This window comes from Acidovorax radicis, assembly GCF_020510705.1.
Lineage (GTDB): Bacteria > Pseudomonadota > Gammaproteobacteria > Burkholderiales > Burkholderiaceae_C > Acidovorax > Acidovorax radicis_A.
This window is the reverse complement of the sequence record NZ_CP075184.1, coordinates 3,360,327-3,381,110: the sequence shown is the minus strand read 5'-3', so window position 1 is coordinate 3,381,110 and position 20,784 is coordinate 3,360,327. Positions and strand designations below refer to the sequence as shown.

16 protein-coding genes are annotated in these 20,784 nt (G+C 64.0%); 13 read left to right on the top strand and 3 right to left on the bottom strand.

Annotation, left to right across the window (positions count from 1 at the left end):
- Nucleotides 1–94 precede the first annotated feature (94 nt).
- Both KI609_RS15425 and KI609_RS15420 read left to right on the top strand, forming a co-directional pair.
- Nucleotides 95–1,255, top strand: a complete 1,161-nt coding sequence (locus KI609_RS15425; protein WP_226450124.1) for an IS30 family transposase — start codon at nt 95–97, stop codon at nt 1,253–1,255.
- Nucleotides 1,256–1,780: 525 nt separating this feature from the next.
- Nucleotides 1,781–6,076: an IPTL-CTERM sorting domain-containing protein gene (locus KI609_RS15420; RefSeq protein WP_226444466.1), complete on the top strand. Its 4,296-nt coding sequence runs from the start codon at nt 1,781–1,783 to the stop codon at nt 6,074–6,076.
- Between the two features lie 529 nt (nt 6,077–6,605).
- Here KI609_RS15420 and KI609_RS15415 read toward each other — a convergent pair.
- Both KI609_RS15415 and hemH read right to left on the bottom strand, forming a co-directional pair.
- Entirely contained in the window at nt 6,606–9,092 is a 2,487-nt protein-coding gene (locus tag KI609_RS15415; RefSeq protein ID WP_226444465.1) for a Lon protease family protein, read from the bottom strand.
- Nucleotides 9,093–9,214: 122 nt separating this feature from the next.
- Complete coding sequence (gene hemH, locus KI609_RS15410; RefSeq protein ID WP_226444464.1) at nt 9,215–10,327, bottom strand: ferrochelatase; 1,113 nt, start codon at nt 10,325–10,327, stop codon at nt 9,215–9,217.
- A 149-nt stretch (nt 10,328–10,476) separates the two neighbouring features.
- Here hemH and KI609_RS15405 point away from each other — a divergent pair, with 149 nt between their 5' ends.
- The 11 genes from KI609_RS15405 (at nt 10,477) to KI609_RS15355 (ending at nt 19,541) form a co-directional block, all read left to right on the top strand.
- Nucleotides 10,477–11,148 carry an amino acid ABC transporter permease gene (locus KI609_RS15405; RefSeq protein WP_226444463.1) on the top strand — a complete coding sequence of 224 codons (672 nt, stop codon included), beginning with the start codon at nt 10,477–10,479 and terminating at the stop codon, nt 11,146–11,148.
- 9 nt (nt 11,149–11,157) lie between these two features.
- Nucleotides 11,158–11,811 carry an amino acid ABC transporter permease gene (locus KI609_RS15400; protein ID WP_226444462.1) on the top strand — a complete coding sequence of 218 codons (654 nt, stop codon included), beginning with the start codon at nt 11,158–11,160 and terminating at the stop codon, nt 11,809–11,811.
- A 61-nt stretch (nt 11,812–11,872) separates the two neighbouring features.
- The gene (locus KI609_RS15395; protein ID WP_226444461.1) at nt 11,873–12,679 is read left to right on the top strand and encodes a transporter substrate-binding domain-containing protein; all 807 of its coding nucleotides are present in this window, start codon (nt 11,873–11,875) and stop codon (nt 12,677–12,679) included.
- 39 nt (nt 12,680–12,718) lie between these two features.
- Complete coding sequence (locus tag KI609_RS15390) at nt 12,719–13,498, top strand: amino acid ABC transporter ATP-binding protein (RefSeq protein ID WP_319003111.1); 780 nt, start codon at nt 12,719–12,721, stop codon at nt 13,496–13,498.
- A 63-nt stretch (nt 13,499–13,561) separates the two neighbouring features.
- Nucleotides 13,562–14,311, top strand: coding sequence for a sugar phosphate isomerase/epimerase family protein (locus tag KI609_RS15385; RefSeq protein ID WP_226444460.1), 750 nt, complete (start codon nt 13,562–13,564; stop codon nt 14,309–14,311).
- Complete coding sequence (locus tag KI609_RS15380; protein ID WP_226444459.1) at nt 14,308–15,258, top strand: sugar kinase; 951 nt, start codon at nt 14,308–14,310, stop codon at nt 15,256–15,258. The genes KI609_RS15385 and KI609_RS15380 overlap by 4 nt, the downstream gene beginning before the upstream one ends.
- On the top strand, nt 15,255–16,265 hold the full coding sequence (locus tag KI609_RS15375) for a 2-hydroxyacid dehydrogenase (RefSeq protein ID WP_226444458.1): 1,011 nt from the start codon (nt 15,255–15,257) through the stop codon (nt 16,263–16,265). Before KI609_RS15380 ends, KI609_RS15375 begins: the two co-directional genes overlap by 4 nt.
- Before the next feature lie 47 nt (nt 16,266–16,312).
- On the top strand, nt 16,313–17,389 hold the full coding sequence (locus KI609_RS15370; RefSeq protein WP_226450456.1) for a LacI family DNA-binding transcriptional regulator: 1,077 nt from the start codon (nt 16,313–16,315) through the stop codon (nt 17,387–17,389).
- 183 nt (nt 17,390–17,572) lie between these two features.
- On the top strand, nt 17,573–18,277 hold the full coding sequence (locus KI609_RS15365) for an HAD-IA family hydrolase (protein WP_226444457.1): 705 nt from the start codon (nt 17,573–17,575) through the stop codon (nt 18,275–18,277).
- A gap of 206 nt (nt 18,278–18,483) precedes the next feature.
- Nucleotides 18,484–19,332, top strand: coding sequence for a DUF2189 domain-containing protein (locus KI609_RS15360; protein WP_226444456.1), 849 nt, complete (start codon nt 18,484–18,486; stop codon nt 19,330–19,332).
- Nucleotides 19,329–19,541: a DUF2788 domain-containing protein gene (locus tag KI609_RS15355; RefSeq protein WP_226444455.1), complete on the top strand. Its 213-nt coding sequence runs from the start codon at nt 19,329–19,331 to the stop codon at nt 19,539–19,541. The genes KI609_RS15360 and KI609_RS15355 overlap by 4 nt, the downstream gene beginning before the upstream one ends.
- A 131-nt stretch (nt 19,542–19,672) precedes the next feature.
- On the opposite strand, the gene KI609_RS15350 is transcribed toward KI609_RS15355, so the two are convergent.
- A complete protein-coding gene (locus KI609_RS15350; protein ID WP_413463326.1) occupies nt 19,673–20,680 on the bottom strand; it encodes a Bug family tripartite tricarboxylate transporter substrate binding protein in 1,008 nt (335 codons plus the stop codon).
- Between the last annotated feature and the right edge of the window lie 104 nt (nt 20,681–20,784).

Below are 20,784 nucleotides of genomic sequence, written 5' to 3'. Positions count from 1 at the left end.
TCTCGCCGCGATCTGAACGTGACGGCTTTAGGCGGCAGATTCAACCGGTCGATGCAACACACTAACCACCGCGTAGGCGCAAGGAGTGTTGCAGATGAAACAGCGACCAAGAATCTACTATTCAGATACCCAGAAGGCGCTGATGTGGGAGCGCTGGAAGCAAGGCTGGACGCTGCATGAGATCGGCAAGCTCTTTGATCGCGCCCACTCGTCGATCCATCGGATACTTGCAGAGACGGGCGGATTCCGGCCTGCGCAGCGATCACGTGCAGCAATTGCATTGACGTTGGCAGAGCGCGAGGAGATCTCGCGGGCGATGGTGTCAGGCGAATCGATTCGCTCCATCGCAACGCGGCTCGGGCGAGCACCGTCGACGATCAGCCGAGAGATCAAGCGCAATGGCGGCTGTGATGGCTACCGTGCAACTCAGGCAGATGAAGCGGCTTGGAATCGAGCGCAGCGCCCAAAGCGCTGCAAGCTCAGGCAGAACCGTGCATTGGCCCGGATCGTGGCTCACAAGCTGCGGATGCTGTGGTCGCCGGAGCAAATTGCAGGTTGGCTCAAGCAAACTTATCCTTGCGACGAGAGCCAGCACGTGTCACACGAGACCATCTACCGCAGTCTGTTCATTCAAGCGCGTGGCGCCTTGAAGAAGGAGCTGTTGGAGCACCTCAGACGCACTCGTGGAATGCGCCGATCACGGCACTACACACAGAAGACGGCAATTCACGGAAAGATCGTTGACGCTGTTTCGATCAGCGAGCGCCCCGCTTGCGTCGAGGACCGGGCAGTGCCTGGTCACTGGGAAGGCGACTTGGTCTTTGGCAGTGGCAACAGCCAAATTGCGACACTGGTTGAACGTCAAACGCGATACGTGATGCTGGTGAAGCTGAATGGCAAAGACTCGCAGTCGGTCGTCAAGGCACTCATCAAGAGCGCCAGCAAGCTACCGCAGGAACTGTACAAGTCACTGACCTGGGACAGAGGCTCGGAGATGCATGCTCACAAGCAATTCACGATGGCTACCGACATCCAGGTGTACTTCTGCGACCCGCGAAGCCCATGGCAGCGGGGAAGCAACGAGAACACGAACGGCTTACTCAGGCAGTACATGCCCAAGGGCATGAATCTCTCGGGTCTCTCACAGCTTCAGCTCAACGCCATTGCGAGACAATTGAATGAGAGGCCGCGCAAGACGCTGGGCTTCCACACACCCGCTGAGATGTTCAGCGAATGTGTTGCATCGACCGGTTGAATCTGCCGCTGGTTGCTGTCGCTCAACACGCAGTCGTTGAACGACTGCTTCGATCAAGAGCCAACGGTGAATAGCATAGACGGGTGCTTCTATGACCTTCGAAAACGGGTCCCCCCAAGTGATCACCCATGGTCCGTGGCACCTTGAAGACGATGAGCTAGAGTCGCTTCAATTGAGGGGCGTCCATTATGGCAACCGTTGCAGCCGTTGCCCATCGCGAGCTTTTGGGGCAAAGGCGATGGTTGGTTGGAAGGCACTGTCGCTCCCCAAAAATCCCGAACGCACCGCTTGCGCCCTAAAAAGAATATCTATCGTGGCCTCACCCACAAAACGTGGTGGGAGTTGAATTCGTGGCGTTACACAAACAGGCATTGAGTCAAGAAATTAAAAGATAGTAGTTTCAATAAAACCGTGATTCACTGCGTGCACTTACTAAATGGCGCGCCGCGGCTCTCAATGATAAAAATCCCCCAAATTCTTGCCTTCTGGCGGGCGCTGTTTGTCCTTGCGCTGGCTTGGGGGTCCTTGACAGCAACCTCCTCGGCATTTGCTGGCTCACAACCGCGTCCACTGCTTCAGTCCACCGGTATTTTGTTTATTGAGAGCGATGTTGCCGACTACCAGCGACTGGTGGCTGACGCGAGTCCCTTGTTGAATATCGTCGTGTTGGATGCCAAAGAAGACGGCCTGCAGCAGATGGCACTGGCATTGGCTGGCCGCAAAAATGTTTCGGCCCTTCATCTGATCTCGCACGGTGCTAAGGGTGCGCTCGCCTTGGGCTCCCTGAACCTTGACCGCATGGCATTGTTGGAGCGCGGTGCAGATTTGGAGCGAATACGCACTGCGCTGATCAACGGTGCGGATCTATTCTTGTATGGCTGCGAAGTGGGACAGGGGCCTGAGGGACGGGAGTTTGTTGCCATGCTGGCCAACGCAACCGGTACGCAGGTCGCGGCTTCCACCAACCTGACGGGAGCGCGCCAACTCGGTGGGGATTGGTTACTCGAGCAGCGCACCGGTGCCATGCGCCATGCGGCTTTAAACTTTCCCGCATATATCGGACTTCTGCCCACAGTGGCGGGAACGGTGGCGCTGCCTTTCGGCCATCCTGACGATAATTTTAAGTACGCCAAATTGACGGATGGCCTGGCAGATACCGGCACCGTTGATATTCCCGGCGTCGTGTATGAGTTTTACTTCGCCGATGTCGGCAATACCCAGACCGGGCGCATCACCAACATCGATCTGGCCGGCGGTACGGGGTCGATGATGCTGTATTTCAATATTGGCGCCGGTCAGTACGGTCCCGTCAGGGCGCTGATCATTAAGACCCAGCTGAACCGGATGTTTGGCTTGTCCCAATTTCGAATCCAGGACGTGCAAGGACTCAACGCCATCTATACCGCAACGCCATATCGGAATAACGTCGCTGGTACCGCGCACACCTTTAGCACCAGCAGTAACACCAGTCCCGTATCTGTCAACTTGCCGGCCCAATTTAACAATATCGATGAAATCCGCATTACCAGCAATGGCGGCATAGGCGGGGAAGGGGCGAATCTGTTCCAGGAAGGGTTCAACAATTTTGTCTTCATCGACCCCACTGCCAATGCTGATCTGAGCGCCCTGACCTCCTCGCAGGGCAGCTTTACCTTTAACTCCAACACCACCGCCTACAGTTTTTCGGTGCCATTCGCCACGACCAGCACCACGATCACGCCGACCGTGGACACCCCCGGAGCGACGGTCACGGTCAACGGCGTCACGGTCGCCAGCGGCGCCGCCTCCGCGCCGATTGCGCTCAATCCGGGCAGCAACACCATCACCACCATCGTCACGTCGCCGGACGGCAACGTCACCAAGACCTACACGCTCACCGTCAGCCGCGTACCGTCGACCAACGCCAATCTGAGCGCGCTGGCGACCTCCAGCGGCACCCTGACGCCGGGGTTCGCCGCCGGCACGCTCTCTTACACGGCCAGCGTCACCAACGCCACCAGCTCGCTGACGGTCACCCCGACCGTGGCCGACAGCACGGCGACGCTGACGGTCAATGGCGTGGCCGTCGCCAGCGGCAACGCCTCCGGCGCGATTGCGCTGTCGGTCGGCAGCAACACCATCACCACCGTGGTCACCGCGCAAGATGGTACGACCACCAAAACCTACACAATCACCGTGACCCGCGCCGCGTCCGCGAACGCGAACCTTACCGCGTTGTCGCTCTCGAGCGGCACCTTGTCGCCCGGGTTCAACGCGGCCACCACCAGCTACACGACCAGCGTCGGCAACGCCACCACTTCGCTGAGCGTGACTGCAACGGTTGCCGACGGCACCGCGTCGGTCACCGTCAACGGGGTCGCGGTCACCAGCGGAGCCGCCTCAGGCGCGATCCCACTCAATGTCGGCAGCAACACCATCACGACGGTGGTAACTGCCCAGAACGGCGCGACCAATACCTACACGGCGACGGTGACCCGCGCTGCCTCAGCCAACGCCGACCTGAGCGCACTGTCGCTCTCAAACGGCACCTTGGCCCCGGCGTTCGCCGCCGCCACCACCGGCTACACGGCCAGCGTGAGCAACGCCACCACCTCGCTGACCGTGACCCCGACCGTGGCCGACAGTTCGGCCACGGTCACCGTCAACGGGGTCGCGGTCAGCAGCGGCAACGCCTCCGGCGCGATCGCGCTTGCGGTCGGCAACAACATCCTCACCACGGTGGTTACGGCCCAGAACGGCACGACCACCAAGACCTACACGGTGACGGTGACCCGCGCCGCGTCATCGAACGCCGACCTGAGCGCGCTGTCACTCTCGAGCGGCACCTTGGCGCCGGCCTTCGCTGCCGCCACCACCGGCTACACGGCCAGCGTGGGCAATGCCACCACGTCGCTGACCGTCACCCCGACCGTCGCGGCAGGTACCTCCAACGTTACCGTCAATGGCGTGGCCACCACCAGCGGCAATGCCTCCGGCGCAATCGCCCTCAATGTCGGCAGCAACACCATCACGACGGTAGTCACTGCCCAGGATGGCACGACCACCAAGACCTACACCGTTACGGTAACCCGCGCCGCATCGGCCAATGCCGACCTGAGCGCGCTATCGCTCTCAAGCGGCACGATGTCGCCGGCCTTCGCCGCCGCCACCACCGGCTACACGGCCAGCGTGGGCAACGCCACCACGTCGCTGACCGTCACCCCGACCGTCGCGGCAGGTACCTCCAGCGTTACCGTCAATGGCGTGGCAACCACCAGCGGCAATGCCTCCGGCGCAATCGCCCTCAATGTCGGCAGCAACACCATCACGACGGTAGTCACTGCCCAGGACGGCACCACTACCAAGACGTACACCGTCACCATCACGCGCGCTCTGCCGTCGGCCAACGCCGATCTGTCCGCGCTGTCGCTATCGAGCGGTACCTTGAGTCCGGCCTTCGCCTCCGGCACCACCAGCTACACGGCCAGCGTGGGCAACGCCACCACGTCGCTCACGGTAACCCCGACCGTGGCCGACGCTACGGCCAGCATCACGGTGAACGGTGTTGCCACCGCCAGTGGCAATGCGTCTGGCGCAATTGCGCTGGCCGTGGGGGCCAATACCCTCACTACGGTCGTCACGGCCCAGGATGGCATCACCACCAAGACCTACACCGTGACAGTCTCCCGCGCTGGCTCGGGCGACGCCAACCTGTCGGCCCTGGCGTTGTCTGGCGGCAGTCTCTCCCCGGCGTTTGCGCCAGCCACCACGAGCTACACGATGTCGATCGCGGCTGCGAGCGCCAGCATCACAGCCACGCCTACGGTGAATGAGCCAAACGCCACGGTCACAGTCAACGGCGTTGCCGTGGCCAGCGGCAACGCGTCCGGCGCCATCGCCATGAACACCGGTTCGAACACGCTCACGGTCACCGTCACTGCGCAGAACAGCGTCACCAAAACCTACACCGTCACCGTAACGCGCGCGGTCTCGGCCAATAACGACCTGGCTGCGCTGGCGCTGTCAAGCGGCTCCCTGAACCCCGTGTTCAGCGCGGCCCAGCAGAACTACACCGCCACCGTTCCGGACGCTTCCATCACCGTCACGCCGACGGTGGCCGACAGCAGTGCCAGCGTTACCGTCAATGGACAAGCCACCATCAGCGGCAACGCTTCGGCTTCCATTGCACTCAACGTTGGGTCCAATGTGGTCACCGTGGAAGTGACCGCCCAGAATGGCACCCCGAAAAGCTACACGGTCAATGTGACACGTTCGCGCCCCACCACAGCAACCGGCACCAGCCCAACCGGCGGAGGCTCCGTCAGTGCCAGCCTGGCGGGGCCTGCGGGCTGCGGGTTTGATCGCGCTGCTTTTATTCCTCTCACGGGTGGCGCGGGTTCTCCTCCAGCCGGTGGCACCGCTGGATACGGGTTTTCTCAAGGGCTTTTTGATGTGATCGTGGGAGGTTGTCCCAACGGTGCAGCTGTGACGATCACGCTCACTTATCCGCAGCCGTTCCCAGCAGGCGCGGTGTACATGAAGTACGGGCCCACGCCGAGTCAAAACTCACCGCACTGGTACCCGTTCGCGGGTGCGACGATCACAGGAAACACGGTGACATTGGTGCTTACCGATGGCAGCCTGGGGGACGACGATTTAGGCATGAACGGCTCTATCGCGGACCCCGGGGGGGTGGCATTGGCGCTGGCCGCAGGCAGTGCGGCCTCAATTCCCACGCTATCGAACTGGGGGATGCTTGTGCTGACTTCTTTGCTTGCAGCAATCGCGGGTCTTTTTTCTCGGAGTAGAAAGAATGCGGGCAAGTCAGCGAGCCGCGCTTGAGTACATGGCCGGTACTGGTCGAAATTTTTGAAATGACGCAATGTGATGGGCTTGGTGCCACGATTGTCAAGGGGCGCTGAGAGGCAGCGATGGGATCGACACCACCAGGACTGTGATATGAAAGCGGTCGATGGTGGGGTGCCCGCCGAGTCGTGGAAACCCTGTGTCCGCAGTAATTCGGACAGCCGCTTTTGAGGGGGCAGTGCCAGTCGACGAACTCAACGGCCGCTTCTTGGTGCTTAGCGTGAGCACGCTTGCCCGCACCCATGGTCAGCAATCGCTGCATTGCACCCATTCATGGGTGCGCTCCAACCAGCTGATTCAGACCGAAGTCGCTTATTTCCAATCTAGGCCGACTGCGCAGAATGTGATGCGTCGATCACGCCCACCACTTCACAGGGGATGCTGGCGTGCCGCATTGAATATGGCATCGATTGCACATTCTCAGCGCGCTCAGGCGTTGGAGAAAAACCGTTGCATCAGGTAAGTCTGCCGCTGCTAAGAAAGGAAACCAAAACATGCGGCCGGCCTACGACCTGTCTCCGCCCCCGCGCCGCATCCCCCCACGCCCGCGCCGCGTATGCCCTGCGTTCTGGCACGCCCGCCGGTAGGCGCGCAGCGTTTGTTCTGCCCGGTGCAGCACCGTGTCGGCCACCTGGGCCGCAATATCTGCCTGGGCCTGTAACAACTCCGCCGGGCTCATGCCCGAGGCTTCGCCGGTGAGCAGGGCGATGCCTTCGCTGACGTGCCCCATGGTGTAGACGCTGAACAGGCCGCGCTCCACGGCGTCGAGGATGGCGCGGTCGAGCATCAGGTGGCGCTGGTTGCGGGCGGGGATGAGCACGCCCTGTGTGCCGTCCAGCCCGGCGGCCACGCAGGCCTGGAACCAGCCTTCGATTTTTTCGTTGATGCCGCCCACGGGCAGCACCTCGCCATGCTGGTTGAGCGCGCCTGTCACGGCAAGGCCCTGGCGCAGGGGCAGCCCTGACAGGCTGGACAGCAGCGCGTACAGCTCGGCGCACGAGGCCGAGTCGCCTTCCACGCCGCTGTATTCCTGCTCGAACACGATGGACGCATTCAGTGCCAGCGGCGCCACGTGGCTGAACAGGGCGGTCAGGTAGCTGTGCAATATCAGCACGCCCTTGTCGTGGATGGGGCCGGACATATCCACCTCGCGCTCGATGTTGAGCAGGCCCTCTTGCCCGGCAAACGTGCGCGCAGTGATGCGCACCGGAAAGCCAAACCGGTAGTCGCCCAGGTCGATCTGCGTCATGGCGTTGATCTGGCCTGCCACGGTGCCGTGCAGGGTGATGAGTCGCTCGCCTTCGGTGATGGAGTCGTGCAGCTCTTCTTCGGGCTGGTTGTGGCGTTGGATGCGGGCTGCCAGCGCTGCCTGCACATCGGGCGCTTGCACCAGGCTGGCGTTGCGCGCCTGGCACAGCGTGGCGCTTTCGATGGCCAGGGCTTCGGTGTGCGCAAAGCGGGCGCTTTGGCGGTGCTGGTCGTCGGCTTCGCGGTGGGTTTGCTCCAGCAGCAGGGCCACGGCGTCGGGCGCGAAGTGGGGCAGGCCGTTTTTTTTGCAGCTGTGTGCCACCAGGATGGCTGTGGCGCGGTAGGTGGCGGGCGTGGCGGCAAAGTGGTCTGAAAAATCCACTTTCACGCGAAAACGCCGCGCGGCATCGGGGTCGGCCTCCTGCAGGGCGTAGTACTCGTCCACCGAGCCGATCAGCACGATCTTCACATCCACGTCCACCGGCTCGGGCTGCAGGGCCACGGTGCCGCCGAGGCCATGGGCTGCGCCGCCCCCGCCTTCTTCGATCTGCAGGCGGCCGCAGCGCAGAAAGCGCCGCAGGCGCGGCCACAGGCCTTCTTCGGCGGCCAGGTCGTGCAGGTGCAGCAGGATGAAGCCGCCGTGCGCCTTGAGCAGGCTGCCCGCATGCACGCTGGCGTGGTCGGCCTGCACGGTGTCGGCGTCCGACCCGTGCTCGATGCTGCCAAACAGCGTGCGCACGGTGGGGTTGTCCTCTACCATCACGGGGGCGGTTTCACGGCCGTGGTTGTCCACCACCAGGTTCACCTGGCAACGGGCCTGCAGTTCGTCGAGGGCGTCCTTGCGGTCGTCTTCTGCGTCGGTGCCTTGCTCTGCATCCCCGGGCTCGAACAGGTCGATGTGGTCGAGCACGGCGCGCTCCACTTGGTCGAGCCACTGCGTGAGCTTGACGGCGTCCTTGATCTGTTTGCGCAGGTCCTGGCGGATGTCGTGCAGGGCGTGTTCCACCAGGGGTTTGATGGTCTGGCGGCGCACGCCGGCCAGGGCGTCGTCGCGCGCGCGTTCCAGGGGGCGGGCGGCCTCCAGAAAGCGGGCGATCTCGGTGCGCAATTCTTGTTCGGCCGCGTCGATCTCGGCGCGGCGCTCGCGGGGCAGGGCGCGGGCCTCGTTTTCGGTGAGCGGTTGGCCCTTGGGGCCGGTCAGGGTGAACACCATCTGCCCGCCTTCGCGCGACAGGCGGAACTGGCGCGCGTCGGCAAAGGCCTCGAGCACGGCAAAGGCTTCACTCTCCTGGGTTTGCCAGTTTTTCTCGATGCGCCCGGCCTCGGCCTTGAAGTCGGGGCTGGTCAGGCGCTTGGGGATGTCAACCTGAAGGTTGCGTGCCATGTCGGCCATTGCTTGGCGCAGCTTGCGGCCTTGGCCTGCAGGCAGGCGCAGGGCGCGGGGGCGGTCGGGGGCGTCGAAGTTGTGCAGGTAGCACAGGTCGGGGGGCACGGGGCGCTGGCTGGCTGCCGCCTGCATGGCCTGGCGCAGCAGCGAGGCGCGCCCGCTGCCCACCTCGCCCAGCACGAACAGGTGGTAGTTGGGCTGCTGCATTGCCAGGCCGAACTGTGCTGCGGTTTGCGCACGCCCCTGGCCGATCCAGGGCAGGGGCAGATCCTGCAGCTCGGCCGTGCTGGCAAAGTCCAGCGATTCAGGCGCGATGGTCAGCCGCAGTTGGTGAGGGGCAAGGGAAGAGGCGGGCATGGGGGCGGGTGGTTGGAGAGGCCAGGGCGGGCGTCAGCGGCTGTCGTCTCGGAATATGAATAAAAATGGCTGCTAGCGCTTGATGGATAAGCGCTGGAAGCTATATAAACTATAGCAATCTGTCAATGTGCCACGGGGCAAGCGCCTGTCGGCGCGCCACCCGCCAGCGCGTGGCTGCGGGCATCGGCCAGCGCGGCGGCTGTGGGCGCCTCGGTAGGCCAGCCCGCCAGGTGCTGCTGGGCCACGCGGCTCAGTGCGGTGATCCAGTGGTGGTTGTCGTTCAGGCAAGGGATGTAGTGAAACTCCTTGCCGCCCGCGTGCAGGAACGCCTCGCGCACCTCCATGTTGATCTCTTCCAGCGTCTCCAGGCAGTCGCTGGTGAAGCCGGGGCACACCACGTCCACGCGCCGCGTGCCGGCCTTGCCCAGCGCCTCGATGGTGGGCTGGGTGTAGGGCTCCAGCCACTTGGCCTTGCCAAAGCGCGACTGGAAGGTGATGCGGTAGCGGTCCTCGCGCAGGCCCAGGCGCTCGGCCAGTAGGCGGCCGGTCTTGCGGGCCTCGCAATGGTAGGGGTCGCCCAGGTGCAGCGTGCGCTCAGGCACGCCATGAAAGCTCATCACCAGCTGGTCGGGCTGGCCGTGGGTCTTCCAGTGCGATTCGATGGTGCGGGCCAGCGCGTCGATGTAGCCGGGGGCGTCGTGATAGCGGTTCACAAACCGCAGCTCGGGCACGTTGCGCGTGGCGGCAGCCCAGGTGTAGACGGCGTCAAACACGCTGGCGGTGGTGGTGGCCGAGTACTGCGGGTACAGCGGCAGGATGAGGATGCGCGTGGCGCCTTCGGCCTTCAAGGCATCGAGCTGGCTGGCGATGGACGGGTTGCCGTAGCGCATGGCGTGGCGCACCAGCACCGCGTGGCCTGCTTCGCCCAGCCAGCCGCGCAGCAATGTGGCCTGCTTGGCAGTCCAGTGGGCCAGGGGCGAGCCTTCGGGGGTCCACACGCTGGCGTATTTGGCAGCCGACTTGGCGGGGCGGGTGCGCAGGATGATGCCGTGCAGGATGGGCCACCACACCAGCCGGGGAATCTCGACCACGCGGTGGTCGCCCAAAAACTGCGCCAGATAGCGGCGCACGGCCGGGGCCGTGGGTTCATCAGGCGTGCCCAGGTTGCACAGCAGCACCGCAGTACGTTCGGCCTGGCCGTGGGTGAAGGGGGGGTCTGGGTGGAAAGAAGGCATGCGGCATTTTCACCCACGCGCCCGGGCTGTGGCGGGCGGGGGCATTTGGGCGCGGTCGGCCTGTTTTTTGCCGGGCTTCGGGTTATCCCCGATGTTTGTATGAAACCGGTTTCATAAACTCTCGCCATGTCAGAAAACAGGCGTTTGCCGTGAACTACCAATTCCAGTTCGAGTCCGTATTTGCCGCGTGGCCCTTGCTGCTCAAGGGCACCTGGATCACCGTGCAGTTGTCGCTCACGGCCACCGTGCTGGGGCTGGTGGTCGCCATCGTTTGTGCCTGGGGCAAGACCTCGGGGCCGGGTTGGGTGCGCTTTGTGGTCAATGCCTATATCGAGCTGATCCGCAACACGCCCTTCATCGTGCAGTTGTTCTTCTTTTTCTTTGCGCTGCCCTCCATGGGCCTGCGCTGGTCGCCCTATACCGCCGCGTTGACGGCCATGGTGGTCAACCTGGGGGCCTACGCGGCAGAAATCGTGCGGGCGGGTATCGAGTCCATTCCCAAGGGGCAGATCGAGGCGGGCAAGGCGCTCAACCTCAAGCCCTGGGAGATCTTTCGCTTCGTCATCCTCAAGCCCGCGCTCAAGGCCATCTACCCGGCGCTCACCAGCCAGTTCATCTTGCTGATGCTGAGCTCGGCCGTGGTGTCGGTGATTTCGGCAGACGACCTGACCTCGGTGGCGGCCAATCTGCAATCGCAGACCTTCCGCAGCTTTGAGATCTACATCGTGGTGGCGGCGATCTATCTGGCGCTGGCGCTGTCGTTCTCTGCGCTGTTCAAGCTGATCTATCAGCGCGCCCTGAACTACCCCGACCGTCGCTGAGGATTGGCCATGCGTACCTTTGGATTTTCCGAGTTCCTTTTCATCGTGCAGGCCGCGCAGTGGACGCTGGCGTTGTCCGCCATGGCCTTTGTGGGTGGCTCGTTGCTGGGCCTCGTCGTGGCGCTGTCGCGCACGTCAGAGAGCCGCGTGGCGCGCTGGGTTGCCACCTTGTTCATCCAGGTCTTTCAGGGCACGCCACTGTTGCTGCAGCTGTTTCTGATCTTCTTTGGCGCGCCGGTGCTGGGGCTGGACATCAACCCGTGGGTGGCTGCGGGTGTGGCGCTGGTGCTCAACAGCGCCGCCTTTCTGGGCGAGATCTGGCGCGGCTGCATTGAGGCGATTCCGCGTGGGCAGTGGGAGGCCGCGCAGGCGCTGAATCTCAACTACCTCTCGCGCATGCGTTTTGTGGTGCTGCCGCAGGCTTTCAAGATTGCATTGCCGCCCACCGTGGGCTACGTGGTGCAAATCATCAAGGGCACGTCACTGGCTGCCATCATTGGTTTCACCGAAATCACGCGGGCGGGGCAGATCATCAACAACGCCACGTTCCAGCCGTTGCAGGTGTTCAGCACCGTGGCGGCGCTGTATTTCATCATTTGCTGGCCGCTGTCGCTGCTGGCCGCGCACATGGAGCGCAAGCGCGCCCGTGCTCTGGCGCGCTGACCCACGCGCAGCAACCCTCTTTTTTTGTTTCTCGTTCACACCAACCACCAGGAGACATGCGATGACTTTTTCTTTACAACGCCGCACCGCAACCGCCGCTTTGGCCGCTTTGGGCCTGGGCGCCGTTCTGACGGCTTTTGCCCCCCTGGCCTCGGCACAGTCCGTTGCCGACATCAAGAAGAAGGGCGAGATCACCATCGGCATGCTGGTGGACTTCCCACCCTATGGCACCACCAACGCACAAAACCAGCCCGATGGCTATGACGCCGATGTAGCCAAGCTGCTGGCCAAGGACCTGGGTGTCAAGGCCAACATCGTTCCTGTCACCGGCCCCAACCGCATTCCCTTCCTGCTGACCAACAAGGTCGATGTGCTGGTGGCTTCGCTCGCCATCACCCCCGAGCGCGCCAAGCAGGTGCAGTTCTCGCAGCCCTATGCGGCCGCCACCATCGTGCTGTACGGCAAGACAGGCACCGCCATCAAGAGCGCAGCCGATCTGAAGGGTGTGCGCGTGGGCGTGGCCCGCGCCAGCACGCAGGACGTGGCCGTGACCAAGGCCGCCCCTGAGGGCACCGAGATTCGCCGTTTTGACGACGACGCCTCGGCCATGCAGGCGCTGATGTCTGGCCAGGTCGATGCCATCGGCTGCTCAGTCACCGTGGCCGCCCAGATCGCCAAGCGTGTGCCCGCCAACACCTATGAGAACAAGTTCAACCTGCTGCAACAGGCCATGGGCATTGCCATGCGCCCCGGCCAGGACGAACTGGTGAAGGCCGTGAATGACTTCGTCGCACGCAACACCGCCAATGGCGAGCTGAACAAGCTGTACCAGAAGTGGCTGGGCGCCGACCTGCCCAAGCTGCAGTAAGACCCCAGCGAGCAACAGAGTGAGCACAAGGAGCCATTGATGAGCGACGCAGTCACGACCGCCCCCGGCACCCCGCCGATCATCCGCATGGAGGGGGTCAACAAGTGGTACGACAGCTTCCAGGTGCTCACCGACATCAACCTGTCGGTGCGGCCGGGTGAACGCATCGTCATCTGCGGGCCATCGGGCTCGGGCAAGTCCACGTTGATCCGTTGCATCAACCGCCTGGAGACGGTGCAAAAGGGCCGCATTGAGGTCGATGGCATCGACCTGACCGCTGGCGGCAAGAACGTGGATGCCGTGCGCGCCGAGGTCGGCATGGTGTTCCAGCAGTTCAACCTGTTCCCGCACCTGACCATTCTGGAGAACTGCACGCTGGCCCCCATGCGCTCGCGTGGCATGAGCAAGGCCCAGGCCGAAGAGGTTGCCATAAAGTACCTCACGCGGGTGCGCATCCCCGAGCAGGCCCACAAGCACCCCAGCCAGCTGTCGGGCGGGCAGCAGCAGCGCGTGGCCATTGCGCGAGCGCTGTGCATGGCGCCCAAGGTGATGCTGTTTGACGAGCCCACCTCGGCGCTGGACCCGGAGATGGTCAAGGAGGTGCTCGACACCATGATCGGCCTGGCCGAAGACGGCATGACCATGCTGTGCGTGACGCATGAAATGGGCTTCGCCCGCAGCGTGGCAGACCGTGTGATCTTCATGGCCGACGGCAAGATCCTGGAGCAGGCGCCGCCGCAGCAGTTCTTTGGCCAGCCGCAGCATGAGAAAACGCGGCAGTTCCTGGGCCAGATCCTGAGCTCTCACCACGCGCATTGAGACCCGATGGGCGTGCCGTTGAAGGCCTGCGTCCCATCTCTTGATGGAGCCTGAAAGAAAAACATGAAGGTATTGATTTCCCTGTCCTCCTTTGGCTCGGCCGAAACGGGGCGCCACGGCCAGCTGTGGTGCACCGAGCTCGCCAACCAGGCGGGTGCCGATGGCGTGGAAGTGCGGGGCGAGTTGCTGCACGATGCGGCTACGGAGTTGCCCGCTTTGGCAGGCTTCGCGGCGGTTTATTCCAGCCCTGAGGGCCTGTGGACCGCGCAGGGCCAGCTCGATGAAGCAGCGTTGGAGCGGGGCCTGCGCGCTGCGCAGGTGCTGCGCGCGCCGCGCTTGAAGATGGCGATTGGCGGTTTTGGTGCAGCGTCGCATCCGTCGCTGGCGCGCCTGAAGGTGCTGCTGAGTGCGGTGGATCCATCCGTCGAGCTGGTGATCGAAAACGACCAGACCGCAACGGCCGGCACGCTGCCCGCGTTGCAGGCTTTTTTTGACGCGCAAGCGCGCGCGGGGCTAGACCTGGGCATGACGTTTGACATGGGCAACTGGCATTGGCAGGGTGAGTGCCCGCTGCAGGCGGCGCAGGCGCTGGCCCACCGTGTGCGTTATGTGCATTGCAAGGGCGTGCAGCGCCAGCCGGGCAAGTGGGTGGCGGTGCCGCTGATGGATTCGGTGGCGCCATGGCGCGCCGTGCTGCGTGCGCTGCCTGCGGATGTGCCGCATGCCATCGAGTACCCGCTCATCGGCGACGACCTGATCGCCGTCACACGCGCCGAGCTGGCCGTGATCCGTGAAGCGCGGAGATTGCCATGAGCACGCACGAATTTGACGTGGCGCTGTTTGGCGAAGCCATGCTGCTGCTCGTGGCCAACGAGCCCGGGCCACTGGAGAACGCCACCGGCTTTCACAAGCGCACGGCAGGGGCTGAGACCAATGTAGCCATTGGCCTCGCGCGCCTGGGCCTGAAGGTGGGTTGGGCCAGCCGCCTGGGCACAGACTCCATGGGCCGCGCGCTGCTGGCCACCATGCGGGCGGAAGGCATTGATTGCTCCCATGTGGTGTGTGATGCCACGCAACGCACCGGTTTTCAGTTCAAGGAGCGCGTGACCGATGGCCGCGACCCGCAGGTCGAATACCACCGCAAGGGCTCGGCCGCGAGCCAGATGGGCCCTGCCGATGTCGATGAGCCATGGCTGCGCAGCGCACGCCACCTGCATGCCACGGGTGTGTTTGCGGCCATTTCAGACACCAGCCTGCGGGCGGCAACGCGCACACTGGAGGTGATGCGGGCGGCGGGCCGCACGGTTTCTTTTGACCCCAACCTGCGCCCTACGCTGTGGTCGTCGCCGGAGACCATGCGGCAATCGATCAACGAGCTTTCGCGGTATGCCGACTGGGTGTTGCCAGGCATGGAGGAGGGTGTTTTCCTCACCGGCGAAACCACTCCGGAAGGAGTTGCCCGGTTTTATCGGGAGCGTGGTGCACGCCTTGTGGTTGTCAAGCTGGGTGCGCAAGGCGCCTACTTTGACAGCGATGTCGCCGGCACGGGCCACGTGGCCGGGTTCCCGGTGGCCGAGGTGGTGGACACGGTGGGCGCCGGTGACGGTTTTGCGGTGGGCGTCATCAGCGCGCTGCTGCAGGGGCGTACGGTGCCCGACGCCGTGCGGCGCGGCGCCTGGATTGGTGCGCGTGCGGTGCAGGTGCTGGGCGACACCGAAGGGCTGCCCACCCGTGCGCAACTGGCGGAGGCAGGTCTATGACGCGTGAGCCGGTGGCACGAAAGAACGTCCTGGTTTTTCGGGCGCTGCCGCCCGATCAGCTTGCACGGCTGCAGGCCGTGCACGCAGTCACCGTGGCCGATCCGCGCCAGGCGGCGCAGCGCCCGCTGTTTGATGCCGCCTTGGCCGACGCCCACGGCTTGATTGGCTCCAGTTTTCCGATCACTGCCGAGTTGCTGGCGCAGGCCCCGCAGTTGCAGGCGATTTCCAGCATCTCGGTGGGGGTGGACAACTACCCGCTGCAGGCGCTGCAAGCGCGTGGCATCGTGCTGTGTCACACCCCTGGGGTGCTGGATGAAACCGTTGCCGATGCTGTGTTTGCCCTGTTGATGGCGACATCGCGCCGGGTGGTGGAGCTGTCGCAAATGGTGCGCGATGGGCAGTGGACCAGCAACATCGGCGAGGCGCTTTTTGGCAGCGATGTGCACGGGAAAACGCTCGGCTTGTTGGGCTTTGGCCGCATTGGCCAGGCCGTGGCTCGGCGCGCGGCGCTGGGGTTTGGCATGCCCGTGCTGTACCACGCGCGCCGCCCGGTGGACCTCACGGCGCAGGCGCCCGAACTGTTGGGCCGGGCGCAGCATGTGCCGCTGGCCAACCTGCTGGAGCGCTCGGACATCGTGGTGGCTTTGCTGCCCCTGTCAGACAGCACGCGGGGCTTGGTGAACGCCAGAGTTTTTGCAGGCATGAAACCAGGCGCCATTTTTATCAATGCAGGGCGTGGCGCCACGGTGGTTGAAGAGGATTTGCTGGCGGCGCTAGACCACGGCTCGCTGCGTGCGGCAGGGCTGGATGTGTTTGCCATTGAGCCGTTGCCGCTGTCGTCGCCATTGCGCACGCACCCGCGTGTCACGCCGCTGCCCCACATCGGTTCGGCCACCCACGACACGCGGCACGCCATGGCTGCGTTGGCCACCACCAATTTGCTGCAGGCACTTGCTGGCGAACGGCCTGCGGCGGTGTATGAAGCCTCTGGCGGCGCTGGCGTATGAGCAAGCGTGCCTCTGTGCCCGGGGATACTGCTGTTTCAGCGCCAGCCATGGCGGTGGCGACAGTGGAGGGGGCCAGAGCACGGCCCACGATTGCCGATGTGGCGTTCGAGGCGGGGGTTTCCAAAGCCACGGTATCGCGGTTTTTCAACCACCGCGAGCGCTTGCTCAGCCCTGACATCGCCACCCGCGTCGAGGCGGCCATCGCTAAGCTGGGCTACGTGCCCAGCCCCATGGCGCAGGCCCTGAGCCATGGGCGATCGCGCTTGATCGGCCTGGTGGTGGCAGACATCACCAACCCGTTCTCCGTGGCCGTGTTGCGTGGCGCCGAGAAAGCCTGCCAGGACGCGGGCTACCTAGTGATGTTGTTCAACCTGGGCAACGACCGTCAGCGTGAGCGCATTGCCATTGACGCCCTCGCCAGTTACCAGGTGGACGGTTTCATTCTCAATACCCAGGGGCAGGACGAAGGCCATGCCGAGGTGAACGCGCTGCACGGCCGACCCGCCGTGCTGGTGGACCGCCGCTATGCGGGCCTCAACGCTGACTTCGTGTCGCTGGACAACCCGGGCGCCATGCGCGCGGCCTGTGACCATTTGATTGCTGAGGGCTGGAGCGACCTGCTGTATATCACCCAGCCCCTCAAGGGCGTGAGCTCGCGCCTGGAGCGGACAGCGGCATTTTCGCAATGCGTGGCTGCGCGCGGGGCCAACGCCATCGGCGAGATCCTTGAGTTGGTCGACGCGTCGGACGAGACGTTGGACTCTGCCCTGCGTGTGCTGTGGCAGCGCGCGGGTGGGCCTGGCTGTGCACACCGTCGTGGCGCGGTGGTGGCTGGCAATTCTGTGGTCACGCTGCGGGTGGCGGCGGCCATGGTGCGGCTGGGGTGGAGTTTTGGCGTTGATCTGGGGTTTGTCGGCTTCGACGACCCCGAATGGGCCCCCTTGATCGGACCGGGCCTGACCACCGTGGCCCAACCCACGGATGCCATTGGCCGTTGCGCGGCGCAGTGTCTCATCGAGCGGCTGCAAGGCATGCAAGGCCCTGCTCGCGAGCGCTTGTTGCCAGGGCAACTGGTGGTGCGGGGGTCGTCGGTGTCGCCTGTGGGTGCTGCTGCACACCGGTAAGGCGCTGCGGCGTGCCGGGTTGTGGCTACCGGCGCCGCCGTGACCGTGTGATGGGGTGCGCTGACCTTCGTGCGTCGAAGGGCTGCGTTATCCTTTGTGGTTGCCAACCCGCTGCCGACCCTTTGCCACGCGCTGCGGTAAGGAGGCTTCCGATGTGTGTATTTCTCAGACGGTCTGTCCATCATGCTCGCTCCCTCCCTCGACGTTTCTCGCGTTCGCGCCATCACCATCGACCTCGATGACACCCTGTGGCCGATATGGCCCACCATTTCGCGCGCCGAAGCGGTGCTGCTCGATTGGCTCACCCATCATGCGCCGGCCACGGCGGCGCTTTTTTCGGATGTGCAGGCGCTGCGCGCCATCCGCGATCAGATGGTGACCTTGCGGCCCGATCTGCGCAGTGATCTGAGCGCCTTGCGGCGCGAGTCCATCCGTCTGGCTCTCACCCAAGCTGGCGACGAGCCCGCCCTGGCCGAGCCTGCGTTTGACCTGTTTTTTGCCGAGCGCCAGCGCGTGGAGCTGTTTGCCGATGCGCACGACACGCTCGCCTTCCTGTCGTCACGCTACCCGGTGGTGGCCTTGTCCAACGGCAACGCCGATGTGCACCGCATTGGCATCGGCCACTACTTTCGTTCCAGCATCAGCGCATCGGTGTTTGGCGTGGCCAAGCCCGATGTGCGCATTTTTCATGCTGCTGCCAGCGCCGCACAGGTGGCACCCCACGAAGTTTTGCATGTGGGTGACGACGCCACGATGGACGCCCAGGGGGCTTTAGACGCGGGCATGCAGGCCGTGTGGCTCAACGCAGCCAACCACCCCTGGCCCCACGGTGTGCCACCCCATGCGACGGTCGACAATCTCACCACCTTGTGCAAATTGCTGGCCTGAACAGTCAACACGTCGGTGACTCCCGCCACCTGTGCCATTGCGGCACGCGCTTGCAATGCTGACAACACCTCTCTCCTGACAACGCCTCTCATAGCCCCTTTCTATTTCTTGTCGCAGGTCAAGGTATGGGCGCGCTTTGGCCGCCTGTGCTTGATCCCCTCGGTGAATGCCGCCACACTCCCCGGTCGCTCCGTGACCTTGCCGCCATGCCCTCCAACCCCCTTGTCGTTTTACCCGCCGTTCGCTCCATCGGCCTCATGACGCCCATGACATGGCTGGTCCTGGCGTGGCGTGACATGGCGCGTGCGGGCTGGGTCAGCTTTGCGCATGGGCTGGCGCTCAGCCTCTTTGGGGCGGCCCTCTTCGCCGTGGGGCACCACCGGTTCTGGCTGCTGGCGGGGGCGCTGTCGGGCTTTCTGGTGGTGGCACCCGTGCTGGCTACCAGCCTGTATGCACTGAGCCGCTCCCTGGAGCGCGGCGAGCCCGCCAACTGGGGCGTGGTGCTCAAGACCTGGCTCAACTGGCAAAACAGCCACGTCAATAAATGGGGCAACGATTACTGGTGCATGGTGCAGTTCGGGGCGCTGCTGGCGTTGGCGGCGTCGGGCTGGGTGATGACGTCGGCGGCGCTGATCACACTGCTGGCCCCCGTGCCTATCGAGACACCACTGGACTTTTTGCGCCACGTGGTGATGGCCAAGGAGGGCTGGTTGTTTGAGCTGTGGCTGGCGTTGGGCAGCCTCATGGCGGCGCCCATTTTTGCGTCGACCGTGGTGGCCATGCCGCTACTGCTGGACCGCCGTGCCACGCTGCTGCAGGCCGTGCTGGCCAGTTGGCAGGTGGTCGTCTGCAACCCGCTGCCCATGGCCTTCTGGGCGGCGATCATTCTGGGGTTCACGCTGTTGGGTTTGGGCTCGCTTTTGCTGGGGCTGATTGCCGTGATGCCCATGTTGGGCCATGCCAGTTGGCATGCCTACCGCGATCTCGTGGATGCGTCCGTTCTGCCGGAGCGTGATCCCGTCACGCCAGCACGCCAAAGCGGGGTGTCATTGTGATCTTCGGTTTTACCGAGGCGCAGATCTCGGGCTTTTTTCTGACTTATGGCGTGGGCGCGTTCATCGTCTACATGCTCTTCATCATCGGCCAGCTGGCCTGGGAGTCCAAGGCCGGGCGCTTTGGCACTTTTGTGCTGTTTCTGGGCCTGGGCGTGGGTTTTCTGGGGTTCATCGCCAAGGTGATGATCCAGTGGTGGCTGGAGAGGTGACCTGACAGTGCCGCACATCGGCACGGCGCACCACGCGGGGATTGGTGTCGTGTCAACGCCCCTTTGTCGGGCTGTACGCCGATGACTTCGCGCACGCTCGACCCTTGAACGTTGACACGCCACCAGGTGCCTCAGTCTGGTTTGACCTTGGCGCGCAGCAGCACCTTTTTCCAGCGCTGCTGTTCTGCGGCAATGAATTGCGCGAACTGGGCAGGGGTGTTGCCAATCGCCTCGGCGGCATCGGCGTTCAGGCGCTCCAGCGAGGCGGGGGCCTTGACCGCCTTGGCCGTTTCTACGGCCAATTTGTCGAGGTTGGCCGGGGCCAGGCTGGCTGGGGCAAGCATGCCGTACCACTGGGTCATTTCAAAACCCGGAAACCCCTGCTCAGCCACCGTGGCCACGTCGGGCAACTGGGGCAAGCGTTGGGACGAGCCCGTCGCGATGCAGCGTACTTTGCCCGACTTGATGAACGGCAGCATGGCGGCGGCGCCCACGGCGGCAGCGTCAAGCCGGCCCGAGAGCAGGTCGGTCATCATGGGCCCGGTGCCACGGTAGGGCACGTGCAACATGAAGATATCGGCCGTCATCTTGAGGTATTCAAACGCCAGGTGTCCGGCGCTGCCGTTGCCTGCAGAGCCGTAGCTGAGCTTGGCAGGGTTCTTTTTCGCGTAGGCGATGAACTCCTTGAGGTTCTTGGCGGGCACATCGGGATGCACCACATACAGGCTGGGCACCTTGGCCAGCAGGCTCACCGGTTTGAAGTCCTTGTTGGCGTCGTAGGGCAGTTTGTCGAAGATGAAGGGGTTGACCGCGAGCGTGCCAATGTGGCCCAGGATCAGGGTGTGCTGGTCGTCGGCACGTGCGACTTCCTGCATGGCGATGTTGCCGGCCGCGCCCGGTTTGTTGTCCACGAACACGCTCTGGCCCAGCGTTTTGGTCAGCTCTGCTGCGGTCGAGCGCGCCACGATCTCCGAGCTGCCGCCCGGTGCAAAAGGCACGACAAAACGCACCGATTTGCTGGGCCAGGTCGCCTGTGCCCAGGCAGCGGCAGGCAGCACACCGCCCAGTGACAGCGCGCCGCTGGCGGCGAGCAGTTGGCGACGGGTGGGGCACATGGGCGAGGATGGGGGCATCAGCATGGGGCAGTCTCCTTGGCAGTGTTGCGGCTAAAAAATGGGCCGCAGCCATGGTGCACCGCCGCGCTGTCGAAATGCTGTCAGCGGCATGGGGAGTTTCCCGGGGG

Bases quoted from the DNA above. Each gene is read 5' to 3' on its own strand.
- KI609_RS15380 (WP_226444459.1), top strand. From the start codon at position 14,308: ATGAGCACGCACGAATTTGACGTGGCGCTGTTTGGCGAAGCCATGCTG.
- KI609_RS15370 (WP_226450456.1), top strand. From the start codon at position 16,313: ATGGCGGTGGCGACAGTGGAGGGGGCCAGAGCACGGCCCACGATTGCC.
- hemH (WP_226444464.1), bottom strand. From the start codon at position 10,327: ATGCCTTCTTTCCACCCAGACCCCCCCTTCACCCACGGCCAGGCCGAA.
- KI609_RS15365 (WP_226444457.1), top strand. From the start codon at position 17,573: ATGCTCGCTCCCTCCCTCGACGTTTCTCGCGTTCGCGCCATCACCATC.
- KI609_RS15360 (WP_226444456.1), top strand. From the start codon at position 18,484: ATGCCCTCCAACCCCCTTGTCGTTTTACCCGCCGTTCGCTCCATCGGC.
- KI609_RS15375 (WP_226444458.1), top strand. From the start codon at position 15,255: ATGACGCGTGAGCCGGTGGCACGAAAGAACGTCCTGGTTTTTCGGGCG.
- KI609_RS15415 (WP_226444465.1), bottom strand. From the start codon at position 9,092: ATGCCCGCCTCTTCCCTTGCCCCTCACCAACTGCGGCTGACCATCGCG.
- KI609_RS15400 (WP_226444462.1), top strand. From the start codon at position 11,158: ATGCGTACCTTTGGATTTTCCGAGTTCCTTTTCATCGTGCAGGCCGCG.
- KI609_RS15385 (WP_226444460.1), top strand. From the start codon at position 13,562: ATGAAGGTATTGATTTCCCTGTCCTCCTTTGGCTCGGCCGAAACGGGG.
- KI609_RS15425 (WP_226450124.1), top strand. From the start codon at position 95: ATGAAACAGCGACCAAGAATCTACTATTCAGATACCCAGAAGGCGCTG.
- KI609_RS15390 (WP_319003111.1), top strand. From the start codon at position 12,719: ATGAGCGACGCAGTCACGACCGCCCCCGGCACCCCGCCGATCATCCGC.
- KI609_RS15350 (WP_413463326.1), bottom strand. From the start codon at position 20,680: ATGCTGATGCCCCCATCCTCGCCCATGTGCCCCACCCGTCGCCAACTG.
- KI609_RS15395 (WP_226444461.1), top strand. From the start codon at position 11,873: ATGACTTTTTCTTTACAACGCCGCACCGCAACCGCCGCTTTGGCCGCT.